Origin of the sequence: Streptomyces caeruleatus, from assembly GCF_001514235.1 — a bacterium.
Classification (GTDB): Bacteria; Actinomycetota; Actinomycetes; order Streptomycetales; family Streptomycetaceae; genus Streptomyces; species Streptomyces caeruleatus.
Genome location: NZ_KQ948935.1, coordinates 83,662 through 108,785 on the forward strand (window position 1 = coordinate 83,662; position 25,124 = coordinate 108,785).

A 25,124-nucleotide genomic window follows, 5' to 3' on the forward strand; every position below is an offset into this window, starting at 1 on the left:
AGGCCTCCTTCAGACGATCGGGTCGTGGACGGTGACGAGCTTGGTGCCGTCCGGGAACGTCGCCTCGACCTGGACGTCGTGGATCATCTCGGGGATGCCCTCCATGACGTCGTCCCTGGTGAGCAGCTTGCGTCCGGAGGACATGAGCTCGGCGACCGTACGGCCGTCCCGGGCGCCCTCAAGGATGTGCGACGTGATGAGGGCGACCGCCTCGGGGTGGTTCAGCCTCAGCCCACGTGCGCGGCGCTTCTCGGCCACGTCGGCCGCCACGTGGATGAGCAGCCTCTCTTGCTCGTGCGGGGTCAGTTGCACGTCCCACCTCACAGTCCTCGCTCCGGACCGTGCGGGGTCCGGTTGCCGCGGCCACGGGGCAAACTGCCTGGTGGCGTGGATGGGCAGGCTAGTTGGACCGCGTTTCGGGCACGTTAACCCAGCTGTGACCTCTCAGGCGTGTCCGGCATGCTCATCAGGGCCCGCAGTCCGTCCTGGAGGACCTCCACCGGCGCCGCCCCGAACAGGGCCTGCTGGGCGATGAACCCCTGCACCGCAGCGATCATGGTGCGTGCCGCATGGTCCGCCGAGGCGTCCGACCGCATCATCCCGGCCTCCTGGTACGCCTCGACGGCCAGTACCCATCTCTCGCGCAGTTCGGTGTAGACGTCCGCCAGAACGGCCGCCAGCTCGTCGCTGCGCACGGTCTCCGCCCAGACCTGGAGCATCAGGCGCGGGAACAGCGGTTCACCGTCGCCGTTCAGGGACGGCCAGACGCGCAGGGTCCGCCCCAGGACCAGGCCGACCAGGATGTCCGGCGGTGGCGGGGGGCTCTGCCGGGTGACGTCGGCGAAGGCGGCGCGGATCTCGCCGAGCACCTCTTTGACGATCGCGGCGATCAGCTCGTCCTTGCCGGTGAAGTAGCGGTAGACCGCTCCGGCCGAGAGGTCGACCTCCTTGAGCACGTCCTGCATGGACGTGGCGTGGAAGCCGTTGCGGGCGAAGAGCCGGGCGGCGCCGTCGAGGATCTGGCGGCGGCGGGCGTCGAGGTGCTCCTGGGATACGCGTGCCATGCCCAAAACGTAAAACGAACATTCCTTCTTGACAAGCGAGGACCGCCGGGAGCACGGTGGAACTCGGAAAAACGAACGATCCTTCTTTTTAATCGGACCCGTTTTCAGATCGGACCCGGGAGACCCCATGTCCACCCTTTCCGCTACGCCGCCCAGGCCTGCCGCCTCTCATCGGCACCTGGTCGCGGTCGTCGTCCTCGTCCCCGTCCTCGCCGCGCTCGCCCTGTGGGCCTTCGCCTGGCCCGCCGCCCGCACCGCTCCCCGCGACCTGCCTCTCGCCGTGGCCGGGCCGACCGCCGCCACGGCCCAGGTGGAGCGGCAACTCACCCGACACGAGGGCGCGTTCGAGATCCACCGCTACGCCGACGAGGCCGCCGCCCGGGAGGCCGTCGAGGACCGGACCGTCTACGGCGCGGTCGTCGTCACCCCGCAGGGCCCGAAGCTGCTGACCGCGTCGGCCGCGAGCCCGGCCGTCGCCCAGCTGCTCCAGCAGGCGGTGGCGCAGCAGGCCGCCACCCAGGGCACGGAGGTCAGGACGGTCGACGTCGTGCCCGCGGCCGCGTCGGACCCGCGCGGTGCCGCCCTCACCGCGAGCGTCCTGCCGCTGGCCCTGGCCGGCATGGCGGCCGGCGCGGCGGTGACCCTGCTCGGGCTGCGGGGCATCCGCGCCGCGAGCGCGCTGGTCGGTGCCGCCGCCCTGATCGGCGTGATCGCGACCGCGCTCGCGCACAGCTGGCTGGGCGTGCTCGCCGGCGACTGGTGGGCGGAGGCCGGGGTGTTCGCCCTGACGACGCTGGCCGTGAGCGCCGCCGTCGCCGGTCTGGCCGCCCTCGTCGGGCCCGCCGGGGTCGGGATCATGGCCGCGGTCGTGATGCTGGTCGGCAACCCCTTCTCCGGAGCCGCCTCGGCGCCGCAGATGCTGCCCCAGCCGGTCGGCGTGGTCGGCCAGTGGCTGCCGCCCGGCGTGGGCACGACCCTGCTGCGCTCGGTGTCCTTCTTCGACGGCGCGGCGGCGACCGGTCCGGCCCTGACGCTGCTCTGGTGGGCCGCGCTCGGCCTGGGCGCCGTACTGCTGGGCAGCGCCCTCAGGAAGGCGCATACGACGCACACCGCGCCCGCGCCCGAGCGGGAGCCGTCCACCGTCGGCTGACCCACCGGCACACCGAAGCGACCGTGCACCCCCGCTGTAGCGGACGGGGGTGCACGGTTCTCTGCTTCACGGAGGCCCGAACCGCGGGCGCTACGAGGGGGTCGCCCCCCGGTGCTCGGCGGCGATACCGAAGCGATGCCGTTCGCGGGGAGCGGAAGCGACCTCGCGGACGCCGGAGACCGCGCTGATCACCTGCTCCTCGGCGAGTTCCGCCGGCTCCCCGAGCTTCTCCAGTCGCTCCAGGTCAGCGGCGGAGACAAGGGCGACGAGGGGCTTTCCGTGCCGCGTCACGACGACGCGTTCACCGCCGTACACCACGCGATTGATCAGATCGGCGAGCTCAGCCCTGGCTTGCGTCACCGGAATCTCGTAGGACATGCTCCCCACATTACGTCATGTACGTCCTGTACATTTTTTACAGGCACCTCGCCAAGGGAGCGTGAGCCATGACCCGACCGACCGCCCGCCATGTACTGCCCGAGTTCACGGAGCGCACGAGTAACGGCACCAGGACGCAGGACCCCTACTCGAAGCTGCTGGAGGAGCGGATCGTCTTCCTCGGCACGCAGATCGACGACATCTCGGCGAACGACGTGATGGCACAGTTCATGTACCTGGAGCACAGGGACCCCGACCGGGGCATCTCGCTGTACATCAATTCGCCGGGCGGATCCTTCAGCGCCATGACGGCGATCTACGACACCATGCGGTACGTCACCTGTGACGTGGAGACGATCTGCCTGGGCCAGGCCGGCTCGGCCGCCGCGGTGCTGTTGTCCGCCGGCACACCGGGCAAGCGGTTCGCCCTGCCGGGCGCCCGGGTGGCGATCCGTCAGCCGGGGCTGCCCGAGCCGGTCGAGGGCCAGGCCAGCGATCTGGCCATCCAGGCCGACGAACTGACGCGCATTCGGACCCGCCTTGAGGACATGCTCGCCCTGCACACCGGACGCGGCCGCGAGCAGGTGAGCGAGGACATCGAGCGGGACAAGCTCCTGAACGCGCGGGAGGCGCTGGAGTACGGGCTGGTGGACGCGATCATCCCCAGCCGCAAGACCACCCTCGCGCCGCCCACGGGGCGGTGATCGGCCGGTGCTTCCACCCGAGCTGCCGCCGCTGCCCGCGCTGACCCGCGCGGAGGGCGAGTTGATCGACCGTTACCTCGACGTCGTGGACCTGCTCGGCCGGATCAACCCGGGCCGGCACGGCGACACCTACAGCGGACTGCGCGCCGCCCAGGCGCTCGTGAGCAGGGCGACCGAGCTCCGGGACGCGCTGGCGCTGATGCATCAGCGGGGCGAGACGGAGCTGCACGCTCTCACGCTGGCGCGTGCGTTGCGCGTGCTGGACGGAGAGCGCCGCACGGCTCGTGTCACGGTGCCGCCGCGCTCCGACAGTTGACGAGGTGTACAGACCGGTTCCGGACGACTCGGCCCACTGACGAGGCGTCCGGAACGGAGCTGAAACGCACCAAACGACGTACCGCCTTTCGGCGTAGCCACGCATCCATTTGCGCGCCCGTCAAGGTTGCACAACGGGCATGACCGCGAGGCGGAATCATGTGTTCCGTCCCTGGTCCGGGGCTCGTTGGGCACCTGGACACCGCTTCGAACACAGGGGTGTCCACCCGAACGGGTGAGTGGTGAGTAACGCCACAAATCCCCGGTTCCGTTGGGATTTTCGTTCAACCGTGCGTCAAGATCCCTGTCTGACGACAAGCCCCCGCCACAGCGGCGGGGCGGTCCGGGCGGACGCCGAGTCCTGCCGCCGCCCGGATGACCGGTCGACAGGAGTGGATCGGCAGGAGTGGAGGACCCGAGCAAGACGGGTTGCCGGAGCGGACGTTCGTTCGATCCGAGCAGCCCTTGGGGTGAAGCCGCAGCAACGCGGCCGGGCAACTTCGCCAGCCCGAATCCGACAGGTCATCCTTCACAGGCGGCTGACGAAGGGTTGCGCATGACTGCGCTCAATCGTGTCCCGTCGCTCATGGCCCGGGCCGGAACGGCCTCGGCTCTCACCATCGCCGCCGTGGGCGGCTCGATAGTGGCACCGGGCTTCGCCCCCGAGGCCGAAGCGGCCACGCCGGCGACGAAGGCACTCCAGGTCGCGGCCTCCAAGAAGGGCTCCCCGTACAAGTGGGGCGCCACCGGGCCGAGCCGGTTCGACTGCTCCGGGCTGACGCTGTACTCGTTCAAGAAGGCGGGCAAGAAGCTGCCCCGTACGGCGGCCCAGCAGTACAACAAGACCCGTCACATCTCCGCCCAGAACCGCAAGGCCGGAGACCTGGTGTTCTTCCATTCGGGGTCGTACGTCTACCACGTCGGCATCTACGCCGGGAAGGGAAAGATCTGGCACTCCCCGAAGAGCGGGGACGTGGTGAAGCTGCAGAAGATCTGGACCAGGAGCGTCTGGTACGGCCGGGTCAAGTGACCCACCCGGGGGCGGTGACGGCGACCTGATACGCCGTCACCGCCCTCGGGGCCCTCAGAGGGCCAGCAACGGCCCGGCGAGCAGTGCCCCGCCGAAGGCCGTCAGCGCGGCGCCGGTGACGGTCGTGACGGCCCGGGCGGCCCGCGGGCGGCGCAGCCATCTGCCGAGCCGGTCCACGAGCAGGGCGACCACCTGGAACCACACCAGGGCCATCGCGAGCACGATCAGCGCGAGCAGCAGGGTCCGGGGCAGCGCCGGAGCGCCCGCGGGCACGAACTGGGGCAGCACGCTGAGGAAGGTCAGGGACGCCTTCGGGTTCAGGGCGTTGGTCACGAAGCCCTGCCGCAGGGGTCGCCCGGTGGAGTCCTCGCGCTCCTCCATGACGTCGACGCGCCGTTGCCGCAGCGTCTGGACGCCGAGATACAGCACATAGACGCCGCCGACCACTTGGAGCGCGCGGAACAGCGCCGGCATGGCGGCCAGCACCGCGGCGACCCCCACCACCGCGAGCGTCACATGCACCAGCAGTCCGGCCCCGATCCCGAGCGCGCAGGCGATGCCGGCCCGATGGGAGACGAGGGCGTTGCGTACGACGACGGTGAAGTCGGCCCCGGGCATGGCGACCAGGCCGGCGGAGACCCCGGTGAAGGCGATGAGCTGAGCGTCCATGCCTGCCAGCCTGCCGCGTGGAAGCCTTCAGCAGGTATTTCAAATATCCTGGGAGGTCCTAAAGCATCACTTAACCCCGGGGGCTGTCATGTACGACCCGACCCGTCTCGCCGCCCTGGTGGCGGTCGCCGAGGCGGGTTCGATCACCCGGGCCGCCGAGCGGCTCGGCTACACCACGCCCGCGCTGTCGCAGCAGCTGGCCAAGCTGGAGCGCGAGGCGGGCACCGCCCTTCTGGTACGGCATCACCGCGGGGCCCGGCTGACGGGTGCGGGCGAGCTGCTGGTGGTCCGGGCGCGGCGGGTGCTCGACGAGCTGGAGCGGGCGCGGCACGAACTGGCCCGGCTGACCGGCCTGACCGGCGGCACGCTCCGGCTCGGCACCTTCCAGACCGCGGGCATCCATCTGCTGCCACCGGCTCTCAGCGCCTTTCGCCGGGCCCATCCGGACGTGGAGCTGACGGTCGCCGACTACGAGCCCTCGGCGGGGGTGACCGCGGTGGCGGCCGGCGAGATCGACCTGGCGCTGACCCACGCCTACGAGCCGGGCGAGCCGATCCCGCTGCCCGCCTCGGTCGGCGTCGAGCCGATCCTCGTCGAGGAACTCGTGCTGGTGTCTGCTCCGGGCCACGTCCTCACCAGCGGCGCCGCACGGCTACCGCTGGCCGACCTCGCCGGCCAGCCACTGATCAGCATGGCGCCGGACGCCCCCGCCCGGCGAGGTGTGGAGGCGGCCCTGACCAGAGCCGGGGCCACACCGTCCGTGCTGGTCCCGACGCCGGGGTACCTACTGGTGTGCGCCCTGGCCAGCGCGGGGCTCGGGGTGGCGGTGGTACCGGAGATGGTGGCGCGCACGTCGGTCACTCCGGTGGGGGTGCGGGCGCTTCAGGGCGGGCAGCTGCGCCGTACGATCTCGGTCGCCTATCGCGACGATGAGGCGGCACCCGCCGCGGACGCCTTCCGAGCGGTGTTGCGGGGCACTTTCAACCGAGCCCGACAGTCCCCACCCTAAGGGGCGCGGGGAACTGCGCGACCAGCCACAACGGACCAGCAGACAACACCCACCCCCTCACGGCTCAGGCGCCGCAGGCACCGGCACGGCCCACGGCAGTTCGATGGATACCGTCTTCCCACCCTCCCGCGTCGGTCGCACTCTGAGCTTGCCGCCGCACTCCGCGGTCAGCCAGCGGATGATGACCATGCCGCGGCCGTTGTCCTGCTGGACGGCGGCCGGCAGCCGCTTGGGGAAGCGTGGATGGCTGTCGGTGACGCCGATGCGCAGGTGTTCGTCACAGTCGAGCGCGAGGTCCACCGTGAAGGTGGGTGACTGGCCGAGGGTGTGCTGTACGGCGTTGGTGGTGAGTTCGGAGACGATCAGACGGATGGTGTCGGCCACCTCCGTGTCCGGTGGCAGTCCCCACTCGGCGAGAGTGGTGACCACGTAGGCCCGGGCCGCGGAGACCGAGGCGGGATCGCTCGGCAGAGTGACGGATGCTTCCAGATGATCTGCCATGGCGACGTCGTCCCTTTCCCACGGGACCGCAGTCCGACATGGAGCGGAGGGTTCGAGTACGGTCCCGGACTGGTGCTTCGTCGCCAGAGTGCCATTACCGCGCCCGTCAGGAGTGGCGATCCACCAAGATGTGCATATATCTGTCGCTCGAAGCGGTGAACTCTGCGACGGCAGAGCGTATTTGGGCGGCTCGGTTGGAGTAAGGAGTTGCCCATGCAGCACGGTCCCGCGGTGCGCCGCCGAAAACTGGGCGCGGAACTGCGTGCGTTGCGCACCGGGGCGGGGCTCACCAGTGGTGAGGCGGCCCGGCTGGTGGGCTGGCACCAGTCCAAGGTGAGCCGGATCGAGACCGGCGCCAGCGGGGTGAAACCGGCCGATGTGCGGTTACTGCTCGACGCCTACGGCGTACAGGACGCCAGGCTACGGGAGTTGCTGCTGGTGCTGGCAGGCTCCGACGAGGGGGGCGGCCGTCATCACTGGTGGCACGCGTACCGCGGAGTGCTGCCGCCGACGTACCGCGACTTCATCAGCCTGGAGTCCCAGGCGAGCGCGATGCGCACGCTGGAGACCTCCGTGGTGCCCGGGCTGTTGCAGACGCCTGAGTACGCGCGTGCGGTGACCCGGGCCGCGGTGGGCGGACTCGCCGACGAGAGCGCCGACGCCGACGAACGTCTGGAGGCGCTGGTCGCGGTCCGTCTGGCCAGGCAGGACGTGCTGCGCGCGGAACCGCCGCTGGAGCTGAGCGCGGTGCTCGACGAGGCGGTGCTGCGCCGGGAGATCGGTGGGCCGCAGGTCATGGCGCGGCAGTTGAGGCGGCTGGTGGAGGCGGCGCGGTTGCCCCAAGTCCGGTTGCAGGTGCTGCCGTTCGCGGCCGGCGAGCATGTCGGCATCACCGGGCCTTTCGTTATCTTCTCATTTTCGCGCACTTCTGATCTGGATGTGGTTGTTCTCGACCACTTGACGAGTAGCCTCTATCTCGAACGGAAAGAAGACCTCCAGGCCTACACGGAGGCCTTCAACACCCTTCGGATCCACGCCCTTTCGCCCGAGGAATCGTTGGATTACATCGCCGCGCTGGCTGGCGGCGCGTAAGGAGGCACCATGACCGCAACGCCTCGGAAGGTCACTTCAAGTACCGATCTGCCCGGTGCGCGATGGCTGCGCAGCAGCTACAGCACCGGGGCGAACAACTGCGTCGAGACGGCACGGCAGCACTCCGGCCCGTGGACCGGGCTGCTCGCCGTGCGCGACTCCAAGGACCCGGCCGGACCCGCGCTGCTCTTCTCCCCCGAGAGCTGGACGGGCTTCACGACCGCGTTCCAGTCCTGACCGCACCGATCAACTCCGACCGATTCTGATCGATTCCACTCTGATCAGGTCCGACTGATGCGACGGCAGGGCCGTGTCACGCCGACTCATGGTCGTGTCTCGCCGATCACCCGTACAGCGCGTTCGATCTGCCCCTCGGAGAGGTCCGCGCGGGCGGTCAGCCTCAGCCGTGAGATGCCGTCGGGAACGGAGGGAGGACGGAAGCAGCCCACGGCGAGGCCCGCCGCACGGCACTCGGCCGCCCAGAGCACGGCCTCTTCGGGGGACGGCGCCCGCACGGAGACGACCGCGGCGTCCGGACGTACGGCTTCCAGACCCGCGGCCGTCAGGCGGGTGTGCAGTTCGCTCGCCACCGTGCGGGCCCGCGCCGCGCGCTCCGGCTCGCGGCGCAGCAACCTCAGTGCCGCCAGGGCCGCCCCCGCGGCGGCGGGGGCCAGGCCCGTGTCGAAGATGAACGTCCGGGCCGCGTTGACCAGGTGGTCGGTGACCCGGGCGGGGCCGAGCACGGCACCGCCCTGGCTGCCGAACGACTTGGACAGCGTGACCGTGACGACGACGTCGTCGGCGCCCGCGAGCCCCGTGGCGTGCGGGGCGCCGCGGCCGCCGTCGCCCAGCACGCCGAGCCCGTGGGCGTCGTCCACGACCAGCCCGGCGCCGTGTTCCCGGCACGCCTCGGCGAACCGGGCCAGCGGGGCGGCGTCGCCGTCGACCGAGAAGACGGTGTCGGACACGACGACGGCGGGCCCGTCGTGCGTCTGGAGCGCCTTGCGCACGGCGTCCGGGTCGGAGTGCGCCACGACCTGTGTCGTGCCGCGCGCCAGTCGGCAGCCGTCGATCAGCGAGGCGTGGTTGCCCGCGTCCGAGACGATCAGCGAGCCGTGCGGCGCCAGCGCGGTGACCGCGGCGAGGTTGGCCGCGTAGCCGGAGGAGAAGACCAGGGCCGCCTCGAAGCCGCAGAAGTCGGCCAGCTCGCGCTCCAGCTCGGCGTGCAGCTCCGTGGTGCCCGTGACGAGCCGGGAGCCGGTGGCGCCGCCGCCCCACGTCCGCGCGGCCCGCGCCGCGCCCTCGGTGACCTCCGGGTGGCGGGCCAGACCCAGGTAGTCGTTGCTCGCGAGATCGAGGAGCGGCGACTCGGCGGGGCGCGGGCGCAGGGTCCGTACGAGTCCGGCGCGGCGGCGCAGCTCCGCCTGCTCGTCGATCCAGCCGAACGCCATGGCTCCTCCGGGCTTTTGTAGGCAGTGCACAGACACTAGTCGCACGGCCGACGGCCCACGGTGTGGCAATACCCACACATCGAAGTGACAGGGTTGTCCGAAGTCTCCTTGGCTCGGAGGCCCTCCGTGCGTAAGGATCAGCTCCCATGGACCTGCTGAACACGCTGGTGGACAAGGGGCTTCGGCGCGAGCTGCCGACCCGCGAGGAAGCCTTGGCCGTCCTCGCCACTTCCGACGACGACCTGCTCGATGTGGTGGCCGCGGCCGGGAAGGTGCGCCGGCAGTGGTTCGGCCGACGGGTGAAACTCAACTATCTCGTCAACCTGAAGTCCGGGCTGTGCCCCGAGGACTGCTCCTACTGTTCCCAGCGCCTCGGCTCGACCACCGGCATCCTGAAGTACACCTGGCTCAAGCCCGAGGATGCCTCCCAGGCCGCGGCCGCCGGTTTGGCGGGAGGCGCCAAGCGGGTCTGTCTGGTGGCGTCCGGGCGCGGCCCGACCGACCGCGACGTGGACCGCGTCTCGAAGACCATCAAGGCGATCAAGGACGAGAACGAGGGCGTCGAGGTGTGCGCCTGTCTCGGACTCCTCTCCGACGGCCAGGCGGAGCGGCTGCGCGAGGCCGGCGCGGACGCCTACAACCACAACCTCAACACCTCCGAGGCCACCTACGGCGAGATCACGAGCACGCACACCTACGCCGACCGCGTCGACACCGTGACCAAGGCGCACGCGGCCGGCCTGTCCGCCTGCTCGGGCCTGATCGCGGGCATGGGCGAGAGCGACGAGGACCTGGTCGACGTCGTCTACTCGCTGCGCGAGCTGGACCCGGACTCGGTGCCGGTCAACTTCCTGATCCCGGTCGAGGGCACCCCGCTGGCCAAGGAGTGGAACCTCACCCCGCAGCGCTGCCTGCGCATCCTGGCGATGGTCCGTTTCGTCTGCCCCGACGTCGAGGTGCGCATCGCGGGTGGCCGCGAGGTCCATCTGCGCACGATGCAGCCCCTCGCCCTGCACCTGGCCAACTCGATCTTCCTCGGCGACTACCTGACCACCGAGGGTCAGGCGGGCAAGGCCGACCTGGAGATGATCGCGGACGCCGGGTTCGAGGTGGAGGGCGCCGACCAGGTGACCCTGCCGGAGCACCGGGCGACGGCCGGCGGCGGCTGCGGCTCGCACGCGAGCGCGGGCTGCGGGTCCCAGGAGAGCGCCGGGTGCGGCGGGCACGACGACGCCGGATGCGGTGGGCACGAGGGGGGCGGCGTCTGCGGTACGGCAGCCGCGACGCCGGCCGTCACCGAGCCGCGCACGGACCTGGTCGCCGTACGCCGCCGGGGCGCCGGCACGGACCTCGCGCCCAATGCCTGACGCGCGCACCGTGCCCCGCCTGACCGTTCCCGAGCTGCTGGAACTCGACCGGCGGCACGTGTGGCATCCGTACGGCCCCATGCCCGGCCGCGCCGAACCGCTCGTCGTGGAGTCGGCGAGCGGGGTGCGGCTGAAGATGGCCGACGGTTCGGGTGAGCTGGTCGACGGCATGTCGTCCTGGTGGTCGGCGATCCACGGCTACAACCACCCGGTGCTCAACAAGGCGGCGCACGAGCAGCTGGCTCGGATGAGCCACGTCATGTTCGGCGGGCTCACGCACGAGCCCGCCGTACGGCTGGCGAAGCTCCTTGTCGACATGTCGCCCGACGGTCTGGAGCATGTCTTCCTCGCGGACTCCGGGTCGGTGTCGGTCGAGGTCGCCATCAAGATGTGCCTGCAGTACTGGCGTTCTCTGGGCCGCCCCGGCAAGCAGCGGCTGCTGACCTGGCGCGGCGGCTACCACGGCGACACCTGGCAGCCGATGTCGGTGTGCGATCCCGAGGGCGGGATGCACGAGCTGTGGACCGGTGTGCTCCAGCGCCAGGTGTTCGCGGATCCGCCGCCGGTGGAGTACGAGGAGTCGTACGCCGAGCGGCTGCGGTCGCTGATCGAGCGGCACGCCGACGAACTGGCGGCCGTGATCGTCGAGCCGGTCGTGCAGGGCGCGGGCGGCATGCGGTTCCACTCCCCCGCGTATCTGCGGGTGCTGCGGGAAGCGTGCGACGCCCACGACGTCCTGCTCGTTTTCGACGAGATCGCGACCGGGTTCGGGCGTACGGGCGCGCTGTTCGCGGCGGAGCACGCGGCGGTGACGCCGGATGTGATGTGCGTGGGCAAGGCGCTGACCGGCGGATACCTGACGATGGCGGCCACGCTGTGCACCTCGCGCGTGGCCGGCGGGATCTCGCGGGGCGAGGTGCCGGTGCTGGCGCACGGCCCGACCTTCATGGGCAATCCGCTGGCGGCCGCGGTGGCCTGCGCCTCGATCGAGCTGCTGCTCGGGCAGGACTGGGCGGCCGAGGTGAAGCGGATCGAGGCGGGCCTGCGGGAAGGACTGGCCCCCGCGGCGAACCTTCCGGGCGTGAAGGATGTCCGTGTCCTCGGCGCCATCGGTGTCGTCCAACTCGACCACGCGGTGGACATGCGGGCGGCGACGGCGGCCGCCGTGCGGGAGGGCGTGTGGCTGCGGCCGTTCCGCGACCTCGTCTACACGATGCCGCCGTACGTCACGGGCGACGCGGACGTCGCACGGATCGCCCGCGCGGTGTGCGCGGCCGCTCGGGAGGGCTGACATGCCGGTACTGGTGATCACGGGCACGGGCACGGAGGTCGGCAAGACGGTCACGACCGCCGCGGTCGCGGCGGCCGCGGTGGCCGCGGGCCGTTCGGTGGCGGTGCTGAAGGCCGCGCAGACGGGCGTCGCGCCGGACGAGCGCGGGGACGCGGCGGAGGTCGCGCGGCTGGCCGGCGCCGTGACGACCGCGGAAGTCGCCCGCTACCCCGAGCCCTTGGCCCCGGCGACGGCCGCGCGCCGGGCCGGTCTCCCACCGGTACGTCCGCACCAGATCGCCGAGGCCGCCGCCGAACTGGCCACCGAGCACGACCTGGTGCTGGTGGAAGGGGCCGGCGGGCTGCTGGTCCGCTTCGACGACGCGGGCAGCACCCTGGCCGACGCGGCCGAGCTGATGGCGGCGCCGGTCCTGGTGGTGGCGTCGGCCGGCCTGGGCACCCTGAACACGACGGAGCTGTCGGCCCGCGAACTGCGCCGCCGGCACCTGGACCTGCTCGGCGTCGTGATCGGCAGCTGGCCCGAGACACCGGATCTGGCGTCGCGCTGCAACGTCGCGGACCTGCCGGACGTGGCGGCGGCGCCGCTGCTGGGCGCGGTCCCGGCGGGTGCGGGGGCGCTGGCACCCGCCGACTTCCGTGCCGGGGCGCCCGGTTGGCTGGCCCCGCGGCTGTTCGGGACGTGGGACGCGGACGGGTTCCGGGTGCGGGAAGCGCCCTGACCTCGCCGGGTTCGCCCGCGCCTGCGCCTGCGCCGAACGAACTAGAGCGGCTCCCCTTTTCCGCCGTCGGCGACGATCCGCACCAGTTCGATGCGGGAGCGGATCCCGAGGCGGGTGAAGATGCCTCGCAGGTGGTGGTCGATGGTGCGGGGGCTGAGGGCGAGGCGGGCGGCGATCTCGCGGTTGGTGGCGCCCTCGGCGGCCATCCGGGCGACCAGGAGTTGCTGGGCGGTGAGGCGGGTCGAGGGGTGGTCCGCGGGGTCGGCGGGCTGCGCGGCGGGTGCGCCGAGGGCGCGCAGTTCGGTGCGGGCCTGGGCGGCGCAGTGCGGGGCGCCGAAGGAGTCGAACGCCTCCAGGGCGCTGTGCAGCCGGTCGCGTGCCTCCGTACGGCTGCGCAGTCGGCGCAGGGCGCTGCCGAACAGCAGCTCCGTGCGGGCGCGTTCGAAGTCACGAGTGCCGTGTGAGTGCAGGCCGAGGGCCGTGCGGTAGTGGTCCACGGCTTCCGCGCCGGGGGCGAGCAGGGCGCGGCAGCGGGCGCTGAGGGCGAGGTCGTCGGGACTGCGCACGGTGCTCGCCCAGCGGTCGTAGTCGGCGTGCGCGACCCGCGCGACCCGGGTGTCACCGGTGCGGACGGCGGCCTCGACGTAGTGCGGGGTGGCGAGATGGCGGATGGCCCGGTGGCCGTGTCCGGGGCCGAATCCGGCCAGGGCGCGCAGTCGGGCCGCCGCGGCGGCGAAGCGGCCACTGCTGAGGTCGAGGAAGGCGAGCGCCCACTGGGCGAGCGCGGCGGGCAGACCGAGGCCGTGGGCGAGGGCGTACGACCGTGCCGTCGCGGCGCGTTCGCGGCAGAGGTCCCCGTCTCCGGTCAGCGCCGCGAACATCGCGAGGGCTGCCTGGAGATGACAGGCCCCGTTGTCCTGACCGGTGGCGTGGGCCTGCCAGAGCCCGTCCACGGCGGCGGCCTCGCCGGCCCGCGGGCGTCCCGTCCAGAAGTCGGCGTACGCCCGGAACTCCATCGCCTGCGCCACGGCCACCGGAGTGCCCCGTGCCCGCGCGGAGGCAGCGGCGCGCACGGTCGCGGTGGCCGCGCGGGTGTGGTCGCCGAGGAGCAGGGCGGCGATCCCGGCGTGGATCAGGACGGTCGGCTCACCGTCAGGACCGCACTGCCCGGCCGCCGACCGCAGCAGGTCACGCGCGTCCGCGTAGCGCCCGTCGAACGCGGCCACGAGCCCGCCGAGCGTCCCGGGCGGCACGACGCCGAGGCGGTCGGCGACCTGCGCGGCCTCATGCAGGCGGCGTAGGTCTCCGGTGTAGACGGCGGCTTCGGTGGCGCGGGCGAGGAGGTGGTCGGCGCGGGCGGAGGAAGGTGTGTGGAGGGCAACGGTGTCCGCGGCGAGGGGAGTTGAGGCGGGGAGAGCGGCGAGAGGGGCTTTGGCCGGAGGCCGGGAGCCCGTGTCGGCAGCGGCTTCTGCCGACAGGGAACGGCGCACGTCGTCGGCGGCGGCACCCGTCGACCGGAAGCCTCCTCCCCGCGCACCCACCCGTACCACCCCCGTCAGCAGCGCGTCGAACGCCTCAGACGCGTTCCCCGCCCGGAGGGCGAGCACCCCCGTCAAGGCATCGTCGGTGGCGGTGGCGGCGAGTCGACGGGCTCGGTCGCCGTCGCCCGACTGCCAGGCGTACGTGGCGGCGAGGGCGACCAGGCGGGTCTGTTCGGGCGGGTCGGGGCACAGTGCGGCGGCGCGCTCGGCCAGGGCGCGGGCCAAGGGGAGCCGCCCCGCGGTGGCCGCCTTGTGCGCGGCGGCGCCGAGTTCCGCCGCGAGCCGGGCGCTGGGCCCGAGTGCCGCCGCGCCCCGGTGCCAGGAACGCCACGGTGTCCCGCCCGCGCCGCCCAGCACGCGGGCCAGCAGGCGGTGGACGTCGCGGCGGTCGGCCGGGGAGCCGGTCTCGTAGGCCGCGATCCGCGTCCACGCGTCCCGGAACACGACCCCGCCCGCGCCCGCGTGCGCGACCCCGGCCGCCTCGGCGGCGTCCAGGGAGCGGGTGTCGAGGCGGGCGGCCATGACGGCGCGCAGGAAGGCGTCCGTGGCGACCGGGTACTGATCGGCCGCGGCGAGCAGCAGCAACAGCCGCGTGTCGTCCGGCAACGCCCGGATCTCCGCCCGGCGTTCGCGCAGCAGCAGCGGGGCCAGTTCGGCGGTTTCCGACGGGAGCGGGTCGAGGCCCGTCGACTGGCGGTCGGTCAGGAGCGGGACCGACTCGACTGCGGCGCGCGGATCGCCGTGCACCGCACGCAGCAGCCGGACTCGGACGCCTTCGGGGAGCGTCGCGGCCAGTTGTCGCCAGGCCGACGTGAGCCGCGGTGGCGAAGTGCGGTCAAGAGGCGGGGGGTTCACCGGAGTCACCACACAAATGACGTTACTGGCGAGTTAATTGAACCGTAAAGACCGGCGATTTCGCCGATGCGGCGCGCGTAGACCCGGCTCGACACTCCTGGCAACCCCACACGTTTCAGGAGGCATCATGCAGCGCCGCACGCGTCGCATGGCCACGGCCCTCACGGCCCTGGCCTCATCGCTCCTTCTGTCACTCACCCTCTCCCCCACACCCGCGCACGCCGCGACCCACGACCCCGTCGTCTTCGTGCACGGTCTGAGCAGCTCGGCGAGCAGCTGGGACGACTGGGCCGGATACTTCGAGGCCGACGGATACTCCTCCGCCGAGCTGGACGCCTGGTCGTACGACTGGGCCCAGTCGAACGCCACCACCGCCCAGCAGCTCGCGACCGAGATCAGAAACGTGCTGGCCAGGACCGGCGCCTCGAAGGTCGACCTGGTCGTCCACTCCATGGGCGCGCTCAGCGCCCGCTACTACCTCAAGAACCTGGGCGGGACGTCGTACGTCGACGACTTCGTCTCCACGGCGGGCGTGAACCACGGCACGTCCACCGCCTCGTGGTGCGCGTGGCTGTACACGTCCTGCGCGGAGATGAACACCGGCAGCTCGTTCCTGTCCGCCCTGAACTCGGGCGACGAGACCCCGGGCGGTGTGTCGTACGCCAGCTACTGGTCGAACTGCGACGACGCGCTCACCCCTGACACCACCGCCGTCCTGAGCGGCGCCACGAACGTCGAGGTCGGCTGTGTCTCGCACACCGACATGAACAACGACCAGGGCGTGTACGAGCAGGTCCGGGACTTCATCGGCTGATCTCGGCCCGGCCGGAAACGACGGCCACCGCGGCGGCGGGGGTGCGTCGGCCCCGTACGGGGGACAATCAGGGTGAGCCCCGTCCCACCCGGGAGGTCCCCATGGCCGTACGGTCCGCCGGCTCCGGCAAGGTGTCACGGGGTACCGTGCACCACCCGCTGTTCGCCCGTTTCTACGCCCGGATGAGTGTCAGCGCCGAGACGCGGATGGGCATGGGCGACATCCGCGACCGGCTGCTGGCCGGACTGTCGGGCCGGGTGATCGAGATCGGCGCGGGCAACGGCCTGAACTTCACCCACTACCCGAGCGCGGTGTCGGAAGTCGTCGCCATCGAACCGGAGCCTGTGCTGCGGCAGTTGGCGGTGGAGTCCGCGCTCCGGGCCGAGGTTCCGGTGGATGTCGTACCGGGCGCGGCGGAGGCGCTTCCGGTCAAGAGCGAGGCCTTCGACGCGGTGGTGCTCTCGCTGGTGCTGTGCAGCGTGCGGGACGTGCCGCGGGCGCTCGGCGAGGTACGGCGGGTACTGCGGCCCGGCGGTGTGGTGCGGTTCTTCGAGCACGGCCGGGGCGGCGGACGCGCGATGCTCCTCACCCAGCGCGCGCTGGACCGGACGGTGTGGCCGCTGGTGAGCGGCGGCTGTCATGTCTCCCGCGATCCGGTCGCGGCGCTGCGCGGGGCGGGCTTCGAACTCGGTCCGTGCCGGCAGGTGATGATGCCGGAGAACGGGCCGGTGCTCCCGTCGTCGTACTGCGTGCTGGGCACGGCGTGGCGGCCGGCGGAGGAGCAGGCCGGCTGACCACGGACCCCGCCTCGCGGAGCCTGTCTCACAGGATCCGCGTCACAGACTCCACTGGCGCAGTTCGCGCGCGATGTCCTCGACCGAGGCCTCACCGCTCTTGACCAGGCGTGCCAGATCGCGCACCTGCTCGGGCGAGGTGACGACCTTGAGGCCGCTGGCGACCAGGTAGGCGTAGGCGACGGCGGAGGCGAACAGCGCGTTGGAGCGCTCCAGGGCCGGGACGTGGATGAGGAGTTGGAGCAGGGCCGCGGCGCGGGCCTGCGGGCTGTCGTAGACCGGGGTGTCGAATATCTCCGCCCGGTGGCGGGCGACGGCGGCGACGAGGGCTCCCCAGTCGGTGACCTGCGGGTCCCCCGGAGTCCTCTTCTCGGCGAGCATGAGCAGCCAGGCGAGGTCGATGTTCAGATTGCTCAACGGATCAGCGACGACCTTCGTGCTCCGCGCCGAACTCCTCGGCGAAGACGGACTCGTACTGCTTCATGAAGTCGGCGGCGGCGTCCACGAACGTGTGCCCGACCTCTCCGGTGTCCTTTCTGACCAGCTCCTCGATGTAGCGGTTGACGCTCATTCCGCGGGCCAGGGCACGTTCGCGTGCCGCGCGGGCGGTTCCCTCGTCCACTCTCACGTTCAGCTGGGTCTTCGCCATACCTCAAAGCTAGCGCTCGGACGCTAGCAGCGGCAAGGAGTCACCCCGGCGGCGGAGCGTGCCCCTTACATCGATATCAGGGGCCCGACCTGGGGCGGAGACCGACCGGGACCTTGGGTGGATACCGGGTGTGCGGTGGATCACATTACGCTCGGCGGTGACGGTGAGTCGTTCCGTCCCTGAGGAGGCGGTCTTGTCCACACCAGCTGCCCAGTACGCCCCGGGCCCCGCGTCGGCCGACGGGGTCGCGGCCCGCGCCCGCGGCCTGACCAAGGCGTACGGCTCGGGCGAGACGACGGTGCTCGCCCTCGACTCCGTGGACGTGGACATCGCGCGTGGCCGCTTCACGGCGGTCATGGGGCCGTCGGGGTCCGGGAAGTCCACGTTGATGCACTGTCTGGCCGGGCTCGACAACGTCTCGGCGGGGCAGGTGTGGCTCGGCGGGACCGAGATCACCGGCCTGAAGGAGCGCGAGCTGACCCGGCTGCGGCGGGACCGGATCGGGTTCATGTTCCAGTCGTTCAACCTCATCCCGACCCTGAACGCGGCCGAGAACATCACGCTGCCCATGGACATCGCGGGCACGAAGCCCGACGAGAAGTGGCTGGACCAGGTCATCGACACGCTGGGACTGCGGAACCGCCTCAAGCACCGGCCGTCCCAGCTGTCCGGCGGCCAGCAGCAGCGCGTCGCCTGCGCCCGCGCGCTCGCCTCCCGCCCTGAGCTGATCTTCGCGGACGAACCCACCGGCAACCTGGACTCCCGGGCCGGCCTCGAGGTGCTCGGCTTCCTGCGGGAGGCCGTCGACCAGCTGGGGCAGACCGTCGTCATGGTCACCCATGACCCGGGCGCCGCCGCCCACTCCGACCTGGTGCTCTTCCTGGGCGACGGGCGGATCGTGGACGAGATGGAGCGGCCGACCGCGGAGGCCGTACTGGAGCGGATGAAGCGGTTCGACGGGATCCGCGGCCAGGACGGGCTCCGCGACCGGTCCGCCGGCGGCGGGCCCACGGCATCCGAGGAGCGCTGACCCCGTGCTCAAGGCGACGCTCAGGAGCTTCCTCGCCCACAAGGGACGGCTGCTGCTCTCCGCCCTGGCGGTGCTCCTCTCCGTGGCGTTCGTCGCGGGCAGCCTGATCTTCTCGGACACCGTCAGCCGTACCTTCGACCGGCTCTTCGCCTCGACCGCGGCCGACGTCACCGTCACACCGAAGGAGACCCTCGACGAGACCCTGCCCTCGGGGCGGACGCTGACCCTGCCGGCCTCGCTCGCCGAGCGCCTGGCCCGGGTCGACGGGGTCGCCGCGGCGCGCGCCGAAGTCGACGTGCGGGGCCTCACCGTCGCCGACGAGGACCGCGAGTCGGTGGGCCCGACCACGGGCGCTCCGACCATCGGCACCGCCTGGAACCCGACCGAGCGCAGCCCCGTGGAGCTCACCTCCGGGCACGCCCCGAAGGGCGGCGGGCAGGTGCTGATCGACGCGGACACCGCCGACAGCAAGGACGTCGGCATCGGCGACCGGCTCACGGTCATCGGGCAGGAGGGCTCCTTCCCGGTCGAGGTCGTCGGCATCGTCACCTTCACCACCACCAACCCCGGTGCCGCGCTGGTCTTCTTCGACATCGAGGCGGCGCGGACGAAGCTGCTGGGCGACCCGAAGGCGGCCACCTCCATCTCGCTCGACGCCGCCGACGGCGTCAGCGACGCGGAGCTCAAACGGCGCGTGGCCGACGCGCTCGGCTCCGACGCCGGTGCCGACACCGGCACGTACGAGTTGCGCACGGCCGACGAGCAGGCCGAGTCGGACGTCGAACAGCTCGGCGGATTCCTCGACATCATCAAATATGTGATGCTCGGCTTCGCCGGTATCGCCGTCCTCGTCGGCGTTTTCCTGATCGTCAACACCTTCTCGATGCTGATCGCCCAGCGCACCCGCGAGCTGGGCCTGTTGCGGGCCCTCGGCGCGGACCGGCGTCAGGTGCGGCGCTCGGTCCTGACCGAGGCGCTGCTGCTCGGTCTGGTCGGCTCGACGCTGGGCCTCGCGGCCGGTATCGGGCTGGCCGTCGGACTCATCAGGCTGATGGGCCTGATGGGCATGAACATCAGGGCGACCGAGATGGTCATCGGCTGGGGGACACCGGTGACCGCGTACGTCGTGGGCCTGGGCGTCACCTTCGTCGCCGCGTACCTGCCGGCCCGGCGTGCGGCGGGGGTCTCGCCGATGGCGGCACTGTCGGACGCCGAGATCGCCGACATCGGACGGCCGCTGCGGCTGCGCGCGGTCGTCGGCTCGGTGGTCGGGGCTGCGGGTGCGGCGGCGCTCGTGGGCTGTGCCGTGTCGTCGAGGACGTCGACGGCCGCGTCCCTGCTGGGGCTCGGCGTCATCCTGACCCTGATCGCGACCGTGATCGCCGGCCCCTTGCTCGTACGGCCCGTGATCCGCGTCCTCGGCGGAGCGTTCCCCGCGCTGTTCGGCTCGGTCGGCCGGATGAGCCAGCGCAACGCCCTGCGCAATCCGCGCCGTACCGGGGCCACGGCCGCCGCCCTGATGGTGGGCCTGGCGCTGGTCGGCGGGATGTCGGTGGCCAGCGCCTCGATGACCAAGTCGTTCGACGAGCAGATCGACAAGACGCTGGGCGCCGACTTCGTCGTACAGAACAGCAACTTCGTGCCCTTCCCTCAGGAGATCACCGACCGGATCCGCGACACCGAGGGCGTAGGCCTCGTCGTACGCTCGCAGTTCACGACGATCGCCGTGCGCCTCCCGGACGGCGACCGAGTCAAGACGACCGCCGCGGCCTACGAGCCCGAGCTCGACGAGGTCGCCAACATCACGTACGCGCAGGGCGACAGCGCGGCCGCGCTCGCGGACGGGCACCTCGCCATGGACCAGGACTTCGCCCAGGACCACGGCGTACGTGTCGGCAGCACCGTCCCCGTCGAGTTCCAGGGCGACCGGCGGGCCGAGCTGACGGTGGGCGCCCTCACCGACCAGGAGTCCGCCGACGGGTTCGGCAGCCAGGGCGGCATCTACTTCGGCCTGGGCACGCTGGAGAAGTACGCGCCGGGCGGGCAGGACGCGGCCGTGTACGTCAACGCCGCCTCCGGCACCGGCGCCGACGACCTGAGGGCCGGCCTGGAGAAGGCCCTCGACCCGTATCCGCAGGTGCAGGTCCGGGACATCGCCGACTACAAGGAGCTGGTCCACAACCAGATCGCCGTGCTGCTCTACCTCGTCTACGCCCTGCTCGGCCTCGCGATCATCATCGCGGTGCTCGGCGTGGTCAACACCCTCGCCCTGTCGGTGGTCGAGCGCACCCGGGAGATCGGGCTGCTCAGGGCGATCGGGCTGGCCCGGCGGCAGCTGCGTCGGATGATCCGGCTGGAGTCGGTGGTGATCGCCGTGTTCGGCGCGGTGCTGGGACTCGCGCTCGGTCTGGTGTGGGGCGTGTGCACCCAGCAGGTGCTGGCGCTGCAGGGCATGACGGCGCTGGCGATCCCCTGGGGCACGCTCGTGGCGGTGGTGATCGGCTCGGCCGTGGTGGGCGTCGTGGCGGCACTGCTGCCCGCGTTGCGTGCATCGCGCATGAATGTGCTGGCGGCCATCGCGCACGAGTGATGGAATCGCGGCAGGTACTCAAGTCCCTTGAGGGTGAGGAGAGTTCGTGTCGCAACCGCAGAGCCCGCGTCCGTTCCGCTTCGGCGTCAACCTGATGACCTCCGCCCCCGCCGAGGAGTGGCGGGCCAAGTGCCGGCGAGCCGAGGAACTCGGCTACGACGTGATCCTGGTCCCCGACCATCTCGGCATGCCCGCGCCGTTCCCGGCCCTGGTCGCGGCGGCCGAGGCGACCGAGCGGCCACGGCTGGGCACGTTCGTGCTCAACGCCGGTTTCTGGAACCCGGCGTTGCTCGCCCGCGAGGTCGCGACCACCGACGCCCTCACGGGCGGGCGACTGGAACTGGGCCTCGGCACCGGCTATGTGAAGGCCGAGCACGACACGGCGGGTCTGCCGTGGCTGTCCCCGGGCGAGCGGGTGGACCATCTGCTGCGCACGATCGAGGAGGTGTACCGGCTGCTCGCCGCCGAGGACCTCCCCCGCTCTCCAACGCGCTCGAGCGGGGGGACCCCCATGCCGCAGCCGGTGCGGCAGCCCCGGGTGCCGCTGCTCGTCGGCGGCAACGGCGACCGCGTGCTGCGCCTCACCGCCGAGCACGCCGACATCGCGGCCTTCACCGGCGCGCGTTCGGTGCGGGGCAGCTCGACGGGGAAGCTGGAGGTCATGCTCGCCGGGGAGCTGGAGGAACGGGTCGCGCTGTACCGGGAGCTGGCCGCGGCGGCGGGCCGCGAGAAGGCGGAGCCGACGGAGCTGAACCTGCTCATCCAGTTCGTGATCGACACCGACGACCGCGAGGCCGCCGTACAGCCCCTGATGGAACGGGTCCCGCATCTCACTGCGGACCAGGTCCTGGAGCTGCCCATCGGCCTGATCGGCACCGTGGAGGAGATGACCGCGCAAGTGCTGGCGCAGCGCGAGCGGTACGGGTTCACCTATCTGACCGTCCTCGAACCGAACATGGAGGCGTTCGCGCCGGTAATGGCGCGGCTGCGCGGCGAGTAGCCGTCCGGATGCTGGAATTCCGGGTGCCGTCCGGTCCCCCGTGATGTGATCACGGCATGACTGATCTGCGGATACGGGCCGCTTCGGCCGACGACCTGGACGCCGTGCTGGCCTTCTGGAAGACGGCCGCCGAGGGCACGAGCATCAGCGACGACCGGGACGGCGTGGAGCGGCTGGTCGCCCGCGACCCCGAGGCGCTGATCCTGGCCGAGCTGGACGGGGAACTGGTCGGCACGGTGATCGCGGGCTTCGACGGCTGGCGCTGCCATCTGTACCGGCTCGCGGTGCACCCGGAGCGCCGGCGGCGGGGCATCGGCTCGGCGCTGCTCTCCGCCGCCGAGGAGAGGTTCGTACGGCTCGGTGGGCGCCGTGGCGACGCGATGGTGCTCCAGCGCAACGAGACCGCGCACCATGCCTGGCGCGCTGCCGGGTACGCGCCCGAGGACAAGTGGCGCCGGTGGGTGAAGCATCTGACCGACTGAGCCGAGCGCGACGGCCAGGACGAGGCACTTTGCCCATCCTTTACTATTGGGGGACCACTTCGGTCCTCCCGTGAAAGGTGTGAGCGTCCGCCCATGGACGAGCCTCCCAGTACCCGACATCGCGCGATCCTCCCCACCCTGTCCGACCATGGGACGGAGGTGACCCGATGACCGAAGTGATCCTCCTGCTGGTGGCGATCCTGCTGTCGCTCGCCTGCGGTGCCTTCGTCGCGGCCGAGTTCTCGCTGACCACGGTCGAGCGCAGCGAGCTGGAAAGGGCCGTCGAGCGCGGCGAGCGAGGCGCTTCCGGCGCCCTGAAGGCCGTACGGAACCTGACCTTCCAGCTCTCCGGCGCCCAGCTCGGCATCACGGTGACCAACCTGGTCGTCGGCATGCTCTCCGAACCGTCCATCGCCAAGCTGATCGCGGGCCCGCTGGAGTCGCTCGGCGTCTCCAGCTCGGCGTCCGGCTCGATCGCGCTCGTGATCGGTACGGCACTGTCGACGATCGTCCTGATGGTCGTCGGCGAGCTGGTGCCGAAGAACTGGGCGATCTCCTCGCCCCTGACCGTGGCGAAAACGGTCGGCAACGCCCAGCGCTGGTTCAGCGCGATCTTCCGCCCTTTCATCACCCACCTCAACAACACGGCGAACCGCATAGTGCGCCGCTTCGGTGTGGAGCCCACCGAGGAGCTGGCCGCCGCGCGCGGCCCCCAGGAGCTGGCCGCCCTTGCCCGGCACTCGGCCCGCGAGGGCGCCCTGGAGGCGGACACCGCCGAGCTCTTCGTACGGACCCTGAACCTGGCCGACCTGACCGCGGAGAACGTCATGACCCCGCGCGTCCAGGTCATCGCCCTGGAGGCGCAGGCGACCTGCGAGGACGTGGCGAACGTGACGCGGGCGACCGGGTTGTCCCGGTTCCCCGTCTACCGCGGCAGCCTCGACTCGGTCGTGGGCACCGCGCACATCAAGGACATCCTGGCGGTGCCCGCCGAACGCCGGCCCCGCGTCTGTGTCGCCGAGCTGATGCGCGAGCCGCTGCTCGTCCCCGAGACGCTCACCGTCGACCGGCTCCTCGACCGGCTGTCCGGCAAGCGCACCATGGCCGTGGTCATCGACGAGTACGGCGGTACGGCAGGCGTGGCGACGCTGGAGGACATCGTCGAGGAGGTCGTCGGCGAGGTGCGGGACGAGCACGACCCGCACGAGACGCCCGACCTCGCCCACGCGGGCAGTGACGCGGAGGGGCGGGAGCTGTACTCGGCGGACGGATCGGCGCGGGTGGACCAGCTCGCGCGGGTGGGCCTTCGGGCGCCGGAAGGACCGTTCGAGACGTTGGCCGGTCTCGTCGCGGCGGAGCTGGGCCGTATCCCCGCCGTCGGTGACCGCGTCGAGGTGGCCGGCTGGCGGCTCGACGTGGTGGACGCCACGGGCCGCCGGGCGGCCCGAGTGCTGCTGCACGCGCCGTTCGACGACGCGACGCAGAGCGAGACGCACGAGAAGTACGAGAGGAACCAGAGGAACCAGAGGAACGAGAAGAAGGAGGGCGGGCGATGACCGCCGTACAGCTGTTCATCGGCTTTCTGACGCTGGTCGTCAACGCCTTCTTCGTCGGCGCCGAGTTCGCGCTGATCTCGGTGCGGCGCTCGCAGATCGAACCGTACGCGGACCAGGGCGACCGGCGCGCCAAGAGCGTGCTGTGGGGTCTGCAGCACGTGTCCGCGCTGATGGCGGCCGCGCAGCTCGGCATCACGCTGTGCACGCTGGTCCTCGGTGTGGTCGCGGAGCCCGCGATCGAGCATCTGCTGGAGCCGGTGTTCCACGCGGTGGGCGTGCCGGAGGGCGCCGGGCACGTGGTCTCCTTCGTGATCGCGCTGACGCTGGCCACCTATCTGCACATGCTGCTCGGCGAGATGGTGCCGAAGAACATCGCGCTGGCCGAGCCGGTGCGCAGCGCGCTCATGCTCGGTCCGCCGCTGGTCACGCTGTCCCGTGCGCTGCGACCGGTCATCTTCACGATCAACGCCTTCGCCAACACGCTGCTGAAGCTCATGCGCGTCGAGGTCAAGGACGAGGTCACGGCGACCTTCTCGGACGCCGAGCTGGCCCGGCTGGTGCGTGACTCCGGCGAGGCCGGTCTCATCGACGAGCGGGCACGCGAGCGGCTGCACGACGCCCTGGAACTGGGCCGCCGCCCGGTGCGCGACGTGGTCCTGCCGCTGGAACGCGTCGTCTACGCGCGCGTGGGCGTCACACCGGAGGAGCTGGAGGCACTGTCGGCCGAGTCGGGCTTCTCCCGCTTCCCGGTCGTGGACGAGGGCCGCCGGATCGTCGGCTACCTGCATGTGAAGGACGCGCTCGACGCCCCAGCGCGGAACGTGCCCTTCCAGGTGCGGGACATGCGCCCCATCGCCCGGATCCGGGAGAGCACCCCGCTCGACGACGTCCTCACGGCCATGCGCGGCAGCCGCACCCACCTGGCGGCCGCGGTGGGCGGCGACGGCCGGCTGGCGGGACTGGTGACCATGGAGGACGTGCTGCGGGAGTTGTTCGGGCAGCGCGCCTGAGGGGCCGGCCGGGGTGGCCGCCGGGGCTCGATATCCGGCGCAGCCCCCGGCCGACCGACCGATG

The 25,124-nt window shown here is 71.7% G+C and carries 27 protein-coding genes and 1 riboswitch; of the genes, 18 read left to right on the plus strand and 9 right to left on the minus strand.

The window, feature by feature from the left end; all coding sequences use genetic code 11:
- Nucleotides 1-9: 9 nt before the first annotated feature.
- On the minus strand, nt 10-312 hold the full coding sequence (locus AQJ67_RS32120) for an urease subunit gamma (protein WP_028808600.1): 303 nt from the start codon (nt 310-312) through the stop codon (nt 10-12).
- A 113-nt stretch (nt 313-425) separates the two neighbouring features.
- Nucleotides 426-1,064: a TetR/AcrR family transcriptional regulator gene (locus tag AQJ67_RS32125; protein ID WP_062722861.1), complete on the minus strand. Its 639-nt coding sequence runs from the start codon at nt 1,062-1,064 to the stop codon at nt 426-428.
- 127 nt (nt 1,065-1,191) lie between these two features.
- Between AQJ67_RS32125 and AQJ67_RS32130 the strand changes: the two genes are divergently transcribed.
- A complete protein-coding gene (locus tag AQJ67_RS32130) occupies nt 1,192-2,214 on the plus strand; it encodes an ABC transporter permease (protein ID WP_062722862.1) in 1,023 nt (340 codons plus the stop codon).
- A 90-nt stretch (nt 2,215-2,304) separates the two neighbouring features.
- Here AQJ67_RS32130 and AQJ67_RS32135 read toward each other — a convergent pair whose 3' ends face one another.
- Nucleotides 2,305-2,592: a type II toxin-antitoxin system Phd/YefM family antitoxin gene (locus tag AQJ67_RS32135; RefSeq protein WP_062722863.1), complete on the minus strand. Its 288-nt coding sequence runs from the start codon at nt 2,590-2,592 to the stop codon at nt 2,305-2,307.
- A 68-nt stretch (nt 2,593-2,660) separates the two neighbouring features.
- Here AQJ67_RS32135 and AQJ67_RS32140 point away from each other — a divergent pair, with 68 nt between their 5' ends.
- The 3 genes from AQJ67_RS32140 (at nt 2,661) to AQJ67_RS32150 (ending at nt 4,641) form a co-directional block, all read left to right on the plus strand.
- Nucleotides 2,661-3,296, plus strand: coding sequence for an ATP-dependent Clp protease proteolytic subunit (locus AQJ67_RS32140; RefSeq protein WP_062722864.1), 636 nt, complete (start codon nt 2,661-2,663; stop codon nt 3,294-3,296).
- 7 nt (nt 3,297-3,303) lie between these two features.
- Entirely contained in the window at nt 3,304-3,612 is a 309-nt protein-coding gene (locus AQJ67_RS32145) for a hypothetical protein (protein WP_062722865.1), read from the plus strand.
- Between the two features lie 357 nt (nt 3,613-3,969).
- Nucleotides 3,970-4,164, plus strand: a riboswitch (cyclic di-AMP (ydaO/yuaA leader).
- A 3-nt stretch (nt 4,165-4,167) separates the two neighbouring features.
- A complete protein-coding gene (locus tag AQJ67_RS32150; protein ID WP_062722866.1) occupies nt 4,168-4,641 on the plus strand; it encodes a C40 family peptidase in 474 nt (157 codons plus the stop codon).
- 54 nt (nt 4,642-4,695) lie between these two features.
- Here AQJ67_RS32150 and AQJ67_RS32155 read toward each other — a convergent pair whose 3' ends face one another.
- Nucleotides 4,696-5,310, minus strand: a complete 615-nt coding sequence (locus AQJ67_RS32155) for a LysE family translocator (RefSeq protein WP_062722867.1) — start codon at nt 5,308-5,310, stop codon at nt 4,696-4,698.
- Between the two features lie 88 nt (nt 5,311-5,398).
- On the opposite strand from AQJ67_RS32155, the gene AQJ67_RS32160 reads away from it, so the two are divergent.
- Complete coding sequence (locus AQJ67_RS32160; RefSeq protein WP_062722868.1) at nt 5,399-6,319, plus strand: LysR family transcriptional regulator; 921 nt, start codon at nt 5,399-5,401, stop codon at nt 6,317-6,319.
- Nucleotides 6,320-6,376: 57 nt separating this feature from the next.
- Here AQJ67_RS32160 and AQJ67_RS32165 read toward each other — a convergent pair whose 3' ends face one another.
- Nucleotides 6,377-6,820 carry an ATP-binding protein gene (locus tag AQJ67_RS32165; RefSeq protein WP_062722869.1) on the minus strand — a complete coding sequence of 148 codons (444 nt, stop codon included), beginning with the start codon at nt 6,818-6,820 and terminating at the stop codon, nt 6,377-6,379.
- 213 nt (nt 6,821-7,033) lie between these two features.
- On the opposite strand from AQJ67_RS32165, the gene AQJ67_RS32170 reads away from it, so the two are divergent.
- Complete coding sequence (locus tag AQJ67_RS32170) at nt 7,034-7,912, plus strand: helix-turn-helix domain-containing protein (RefSeq protein WP_062722870.1); 879 nt, start codon at nt 7,034-7,036, stop codon at nt 7,910-7,912.
- 9 nt (nt 7,913-7,921) lie between these two features.
- On the plus strand, nt 7,922-8,149 hold the full coding sequence (locus AQJ67_RS32175) for a DUF397 domain-containing protein (RefSeq protein ID WP_062722871.1): 228 nt from the start codon (nt 7,922-7,924) through the stop codon (nt 8,147-8,149).
- Nucleotides 8,150-8,235: 86 nt separating this feature from the next.
- Here the strand turns inward: AQJ67_RS32175 and AQJ67_RS32180 are convergent, their stop codons facing one another.
- Complete coding sequence (locus AQJ67_RS32180; protein ID WP_062722872.1) at nt 8,236-9,363, minus strand: 8-amino-7-oxononanoate synthase; 1,128 nt, start codon at nt 9,361-9,363, stop codon at nt 8,236-8,238.
- Between the two features lie 146 nt (nt 9,364-9,509).
- On the opposite strand from AQJ67_RS32180, the gene bioB reads away from it, so the two are divergent.
- The 3 genes from bioB to bioD are packed head-to-tail and all read left to right on the plus strand — an operon-like array spanning nt 9,510 to nt 12,739.
- Nucleotides 9,510-10,730: a biotin synthase BioB gene (gene bioB / locus AQJ67_RS32185; RefSeq protein WP_062722873.1), complete on the plus strand. Its 1,221-nt coding sequence runs from the start codon at nt 9,510-9,512 to the stop codon at nt 10,728-10,730.
- A complete protein-coding gene (locus tag AQJ67_RS32190) occupies nt 10,723-12,021 on the plus strand; it encodes an adenosylmethionine--8-amino-7-oxononanoate transaminase (protein ID WP_107123041.1) in 1,299 nt (432 codons plus the stop codon). The genes bioB and AQJ67_RS32190 overlap by 8 nt, the downstream gene beginning before the upstream one ends.
- A 1-nt stretch (nt 12,022) precedes the next feature.
- On the plus strand, nt 12,023-12,739 hold the full coding sequence (bioD, locus tag AQJ67_RS32195) for a dethiobiotin synthase (protein WP_062722874.1): 717 nt from the start codon (nt 12,023-12,025) through the stop codon (nt 12,737-12,739).
- Nucleotides 12,740-12,780: 41 nt separating this feature from the next.
- Here the strand turns inward: bioD and AQJ67_RS32200 are convergent, their stop codons facing one another.
- Nucleotides 12,781-15,147, minus strand: coding sequence for a helix-turn-helix transcriptional regulator (locus AQJ67_RS32200; RefSeq protein WP_063807384.1), 2,367 nt, complete (start codon nt 15,145-15,147; stop codon nt 12,781-12,783).
- Nucleotides 15,148-15,262: 115 nt separating this feature from the next.
- Here AQJ67_RS32200 and AQJ67_RS32205 point away from each other — a divergent pair, with 115 nt between their 5' ends.
- The gene (locus tag AQJ67_RS32205; RefSeq protein WP_062722875.1) at nt 15,263-15,949 is read left to right on the plus strand and encodes an esterase/lipase family protein; all 687 of its coding nucleotides are present in this window, start codon (nt 15,263-15,265) and stop codon (nt 15,947-15,949) included.
- Between the two features lie 101 nt (nt 15,950-16,050).
- Nucleotides 16,051-16,743 carry a class I SAM-dependent methyltransferase gene (locus AQJ67_RS32210; protein WP_062722876.1) on the plus strand — a complete coding sequence of 231 codons (693 nt, stop codon included), beginning with the start codon at nt 16,051-16,053 and terminating at the stop codon, nt 16,741-16,743.
- Between the two features lie 42 nt (nt 16,744-16,785).
- Here the strand turns inward: AQJ67_RS32210 and AQJ67_RS32215 are convergent, their stop codons facing one another.
- The gene (locus AQJ67_RS32215) at nt 16,786-17,160 is read right to left on the minus strand and encodes a hypothetical protein (protein WP_062722877.1); all 375 of its coding nucleotides are present in this window, start codon (nt 17,158-17,160) and stop codon (nt 16,786-16,788) included.
- A gap of 4 nt (nt 17,161-17,164) precedes the next feature.
- Entirely contained in the window at nt 17,165-17,392 is a 228-nt protein-coding gene (locus tag AQJ67_RS32220; protein ID WP_030053911.1) for a hypothetical protein, read from the minus strand.
- Between the two features lie 193 nt (nt 17,393-17,585).
- Here AQJ67_RS32220 and AQJ67_RS32225 point away from each other — a divergent pair, with 193 nt between their 5' ends.
- From AQJ67_RS32225 to AQJ67_RS32250, 6 genes are all read left to right on the plus strand, one after another.
- Nucleotides 17,586-18,422: an ABC transporter ATP-binding protein gene (locus AQJ67_RS32225; protein WP_062722878.1), complete on the plus strand. Its 837-nt coding sequence runs from the start codon at nt 17,586-17,588 to the stop codon at nt 18,420-18,422.
- Nucleotides 18,423-18,426: 4 nt separating this feature from the next.
- Nucleotides 18,427-21,012: an ABC transporter permease gene (locus AQJ67_RS32230; RefSeq protein ID WP_062722879.1), complete on the plus strand. Its 2,586-nt coding sequence runs from the start codon at nt 18,427-18,429 to the stop codon at nt 21,010-21,012.
- A gap of 94 nt (nt 21,013-21,106) precedes the next feature.
- Entirely contained in the window at nt 21,107-22,012 is a 906-nt protein-coding gene (locus AQJ67_RS32235) for an LLM class F420-dependent oxidoreductase (protein ID WP_062723021.1), read from the plus strand.
- A 56-nt stretch (nt 22,013-22,068) separates the two neighbouring features.
- On the plus strand, nt 22,069-22,494 hold the full coding sequence (locus AQJ67_RS32240; RefSeq protein ID WP_062722880.1) for a GNAT family N-acetyltransferase: 426 nt from the start codon (nt 22,069-22,071) through the stop codon (nt 22,492-22,494).
- Between the two features lie 167 nt (nt 22,495-22,661).
- Nucleotides 22,662-24,050: a hemolysin family protein gene (locus AQJ67_RS32245; RefSeq protein ID WP_062722881.1), complete on the plus strand. Its 1,389-nt coding sequence runs from the start codon at nt 22,662-22,664 to the stop codon at nt 24,048-24,050.
- Nucleotides 24,047-25,060 (plus strand): hemolysin family protein, encoded by a 1,014-nt coding sequence (locus AQJ67_RS32250; protein ID WP_062722882.1) that lies wholly within the window; start codon nt 24,047-24,049, stop codon nt 25,058-25,060. Before AQJ67_RS32245 ends, AQJ67_RS32250 begins: the two co-directional genes overlap by 4 nt.
- Nucleotides 25,061-25,124: the final 64 nt, after the last annotated feature.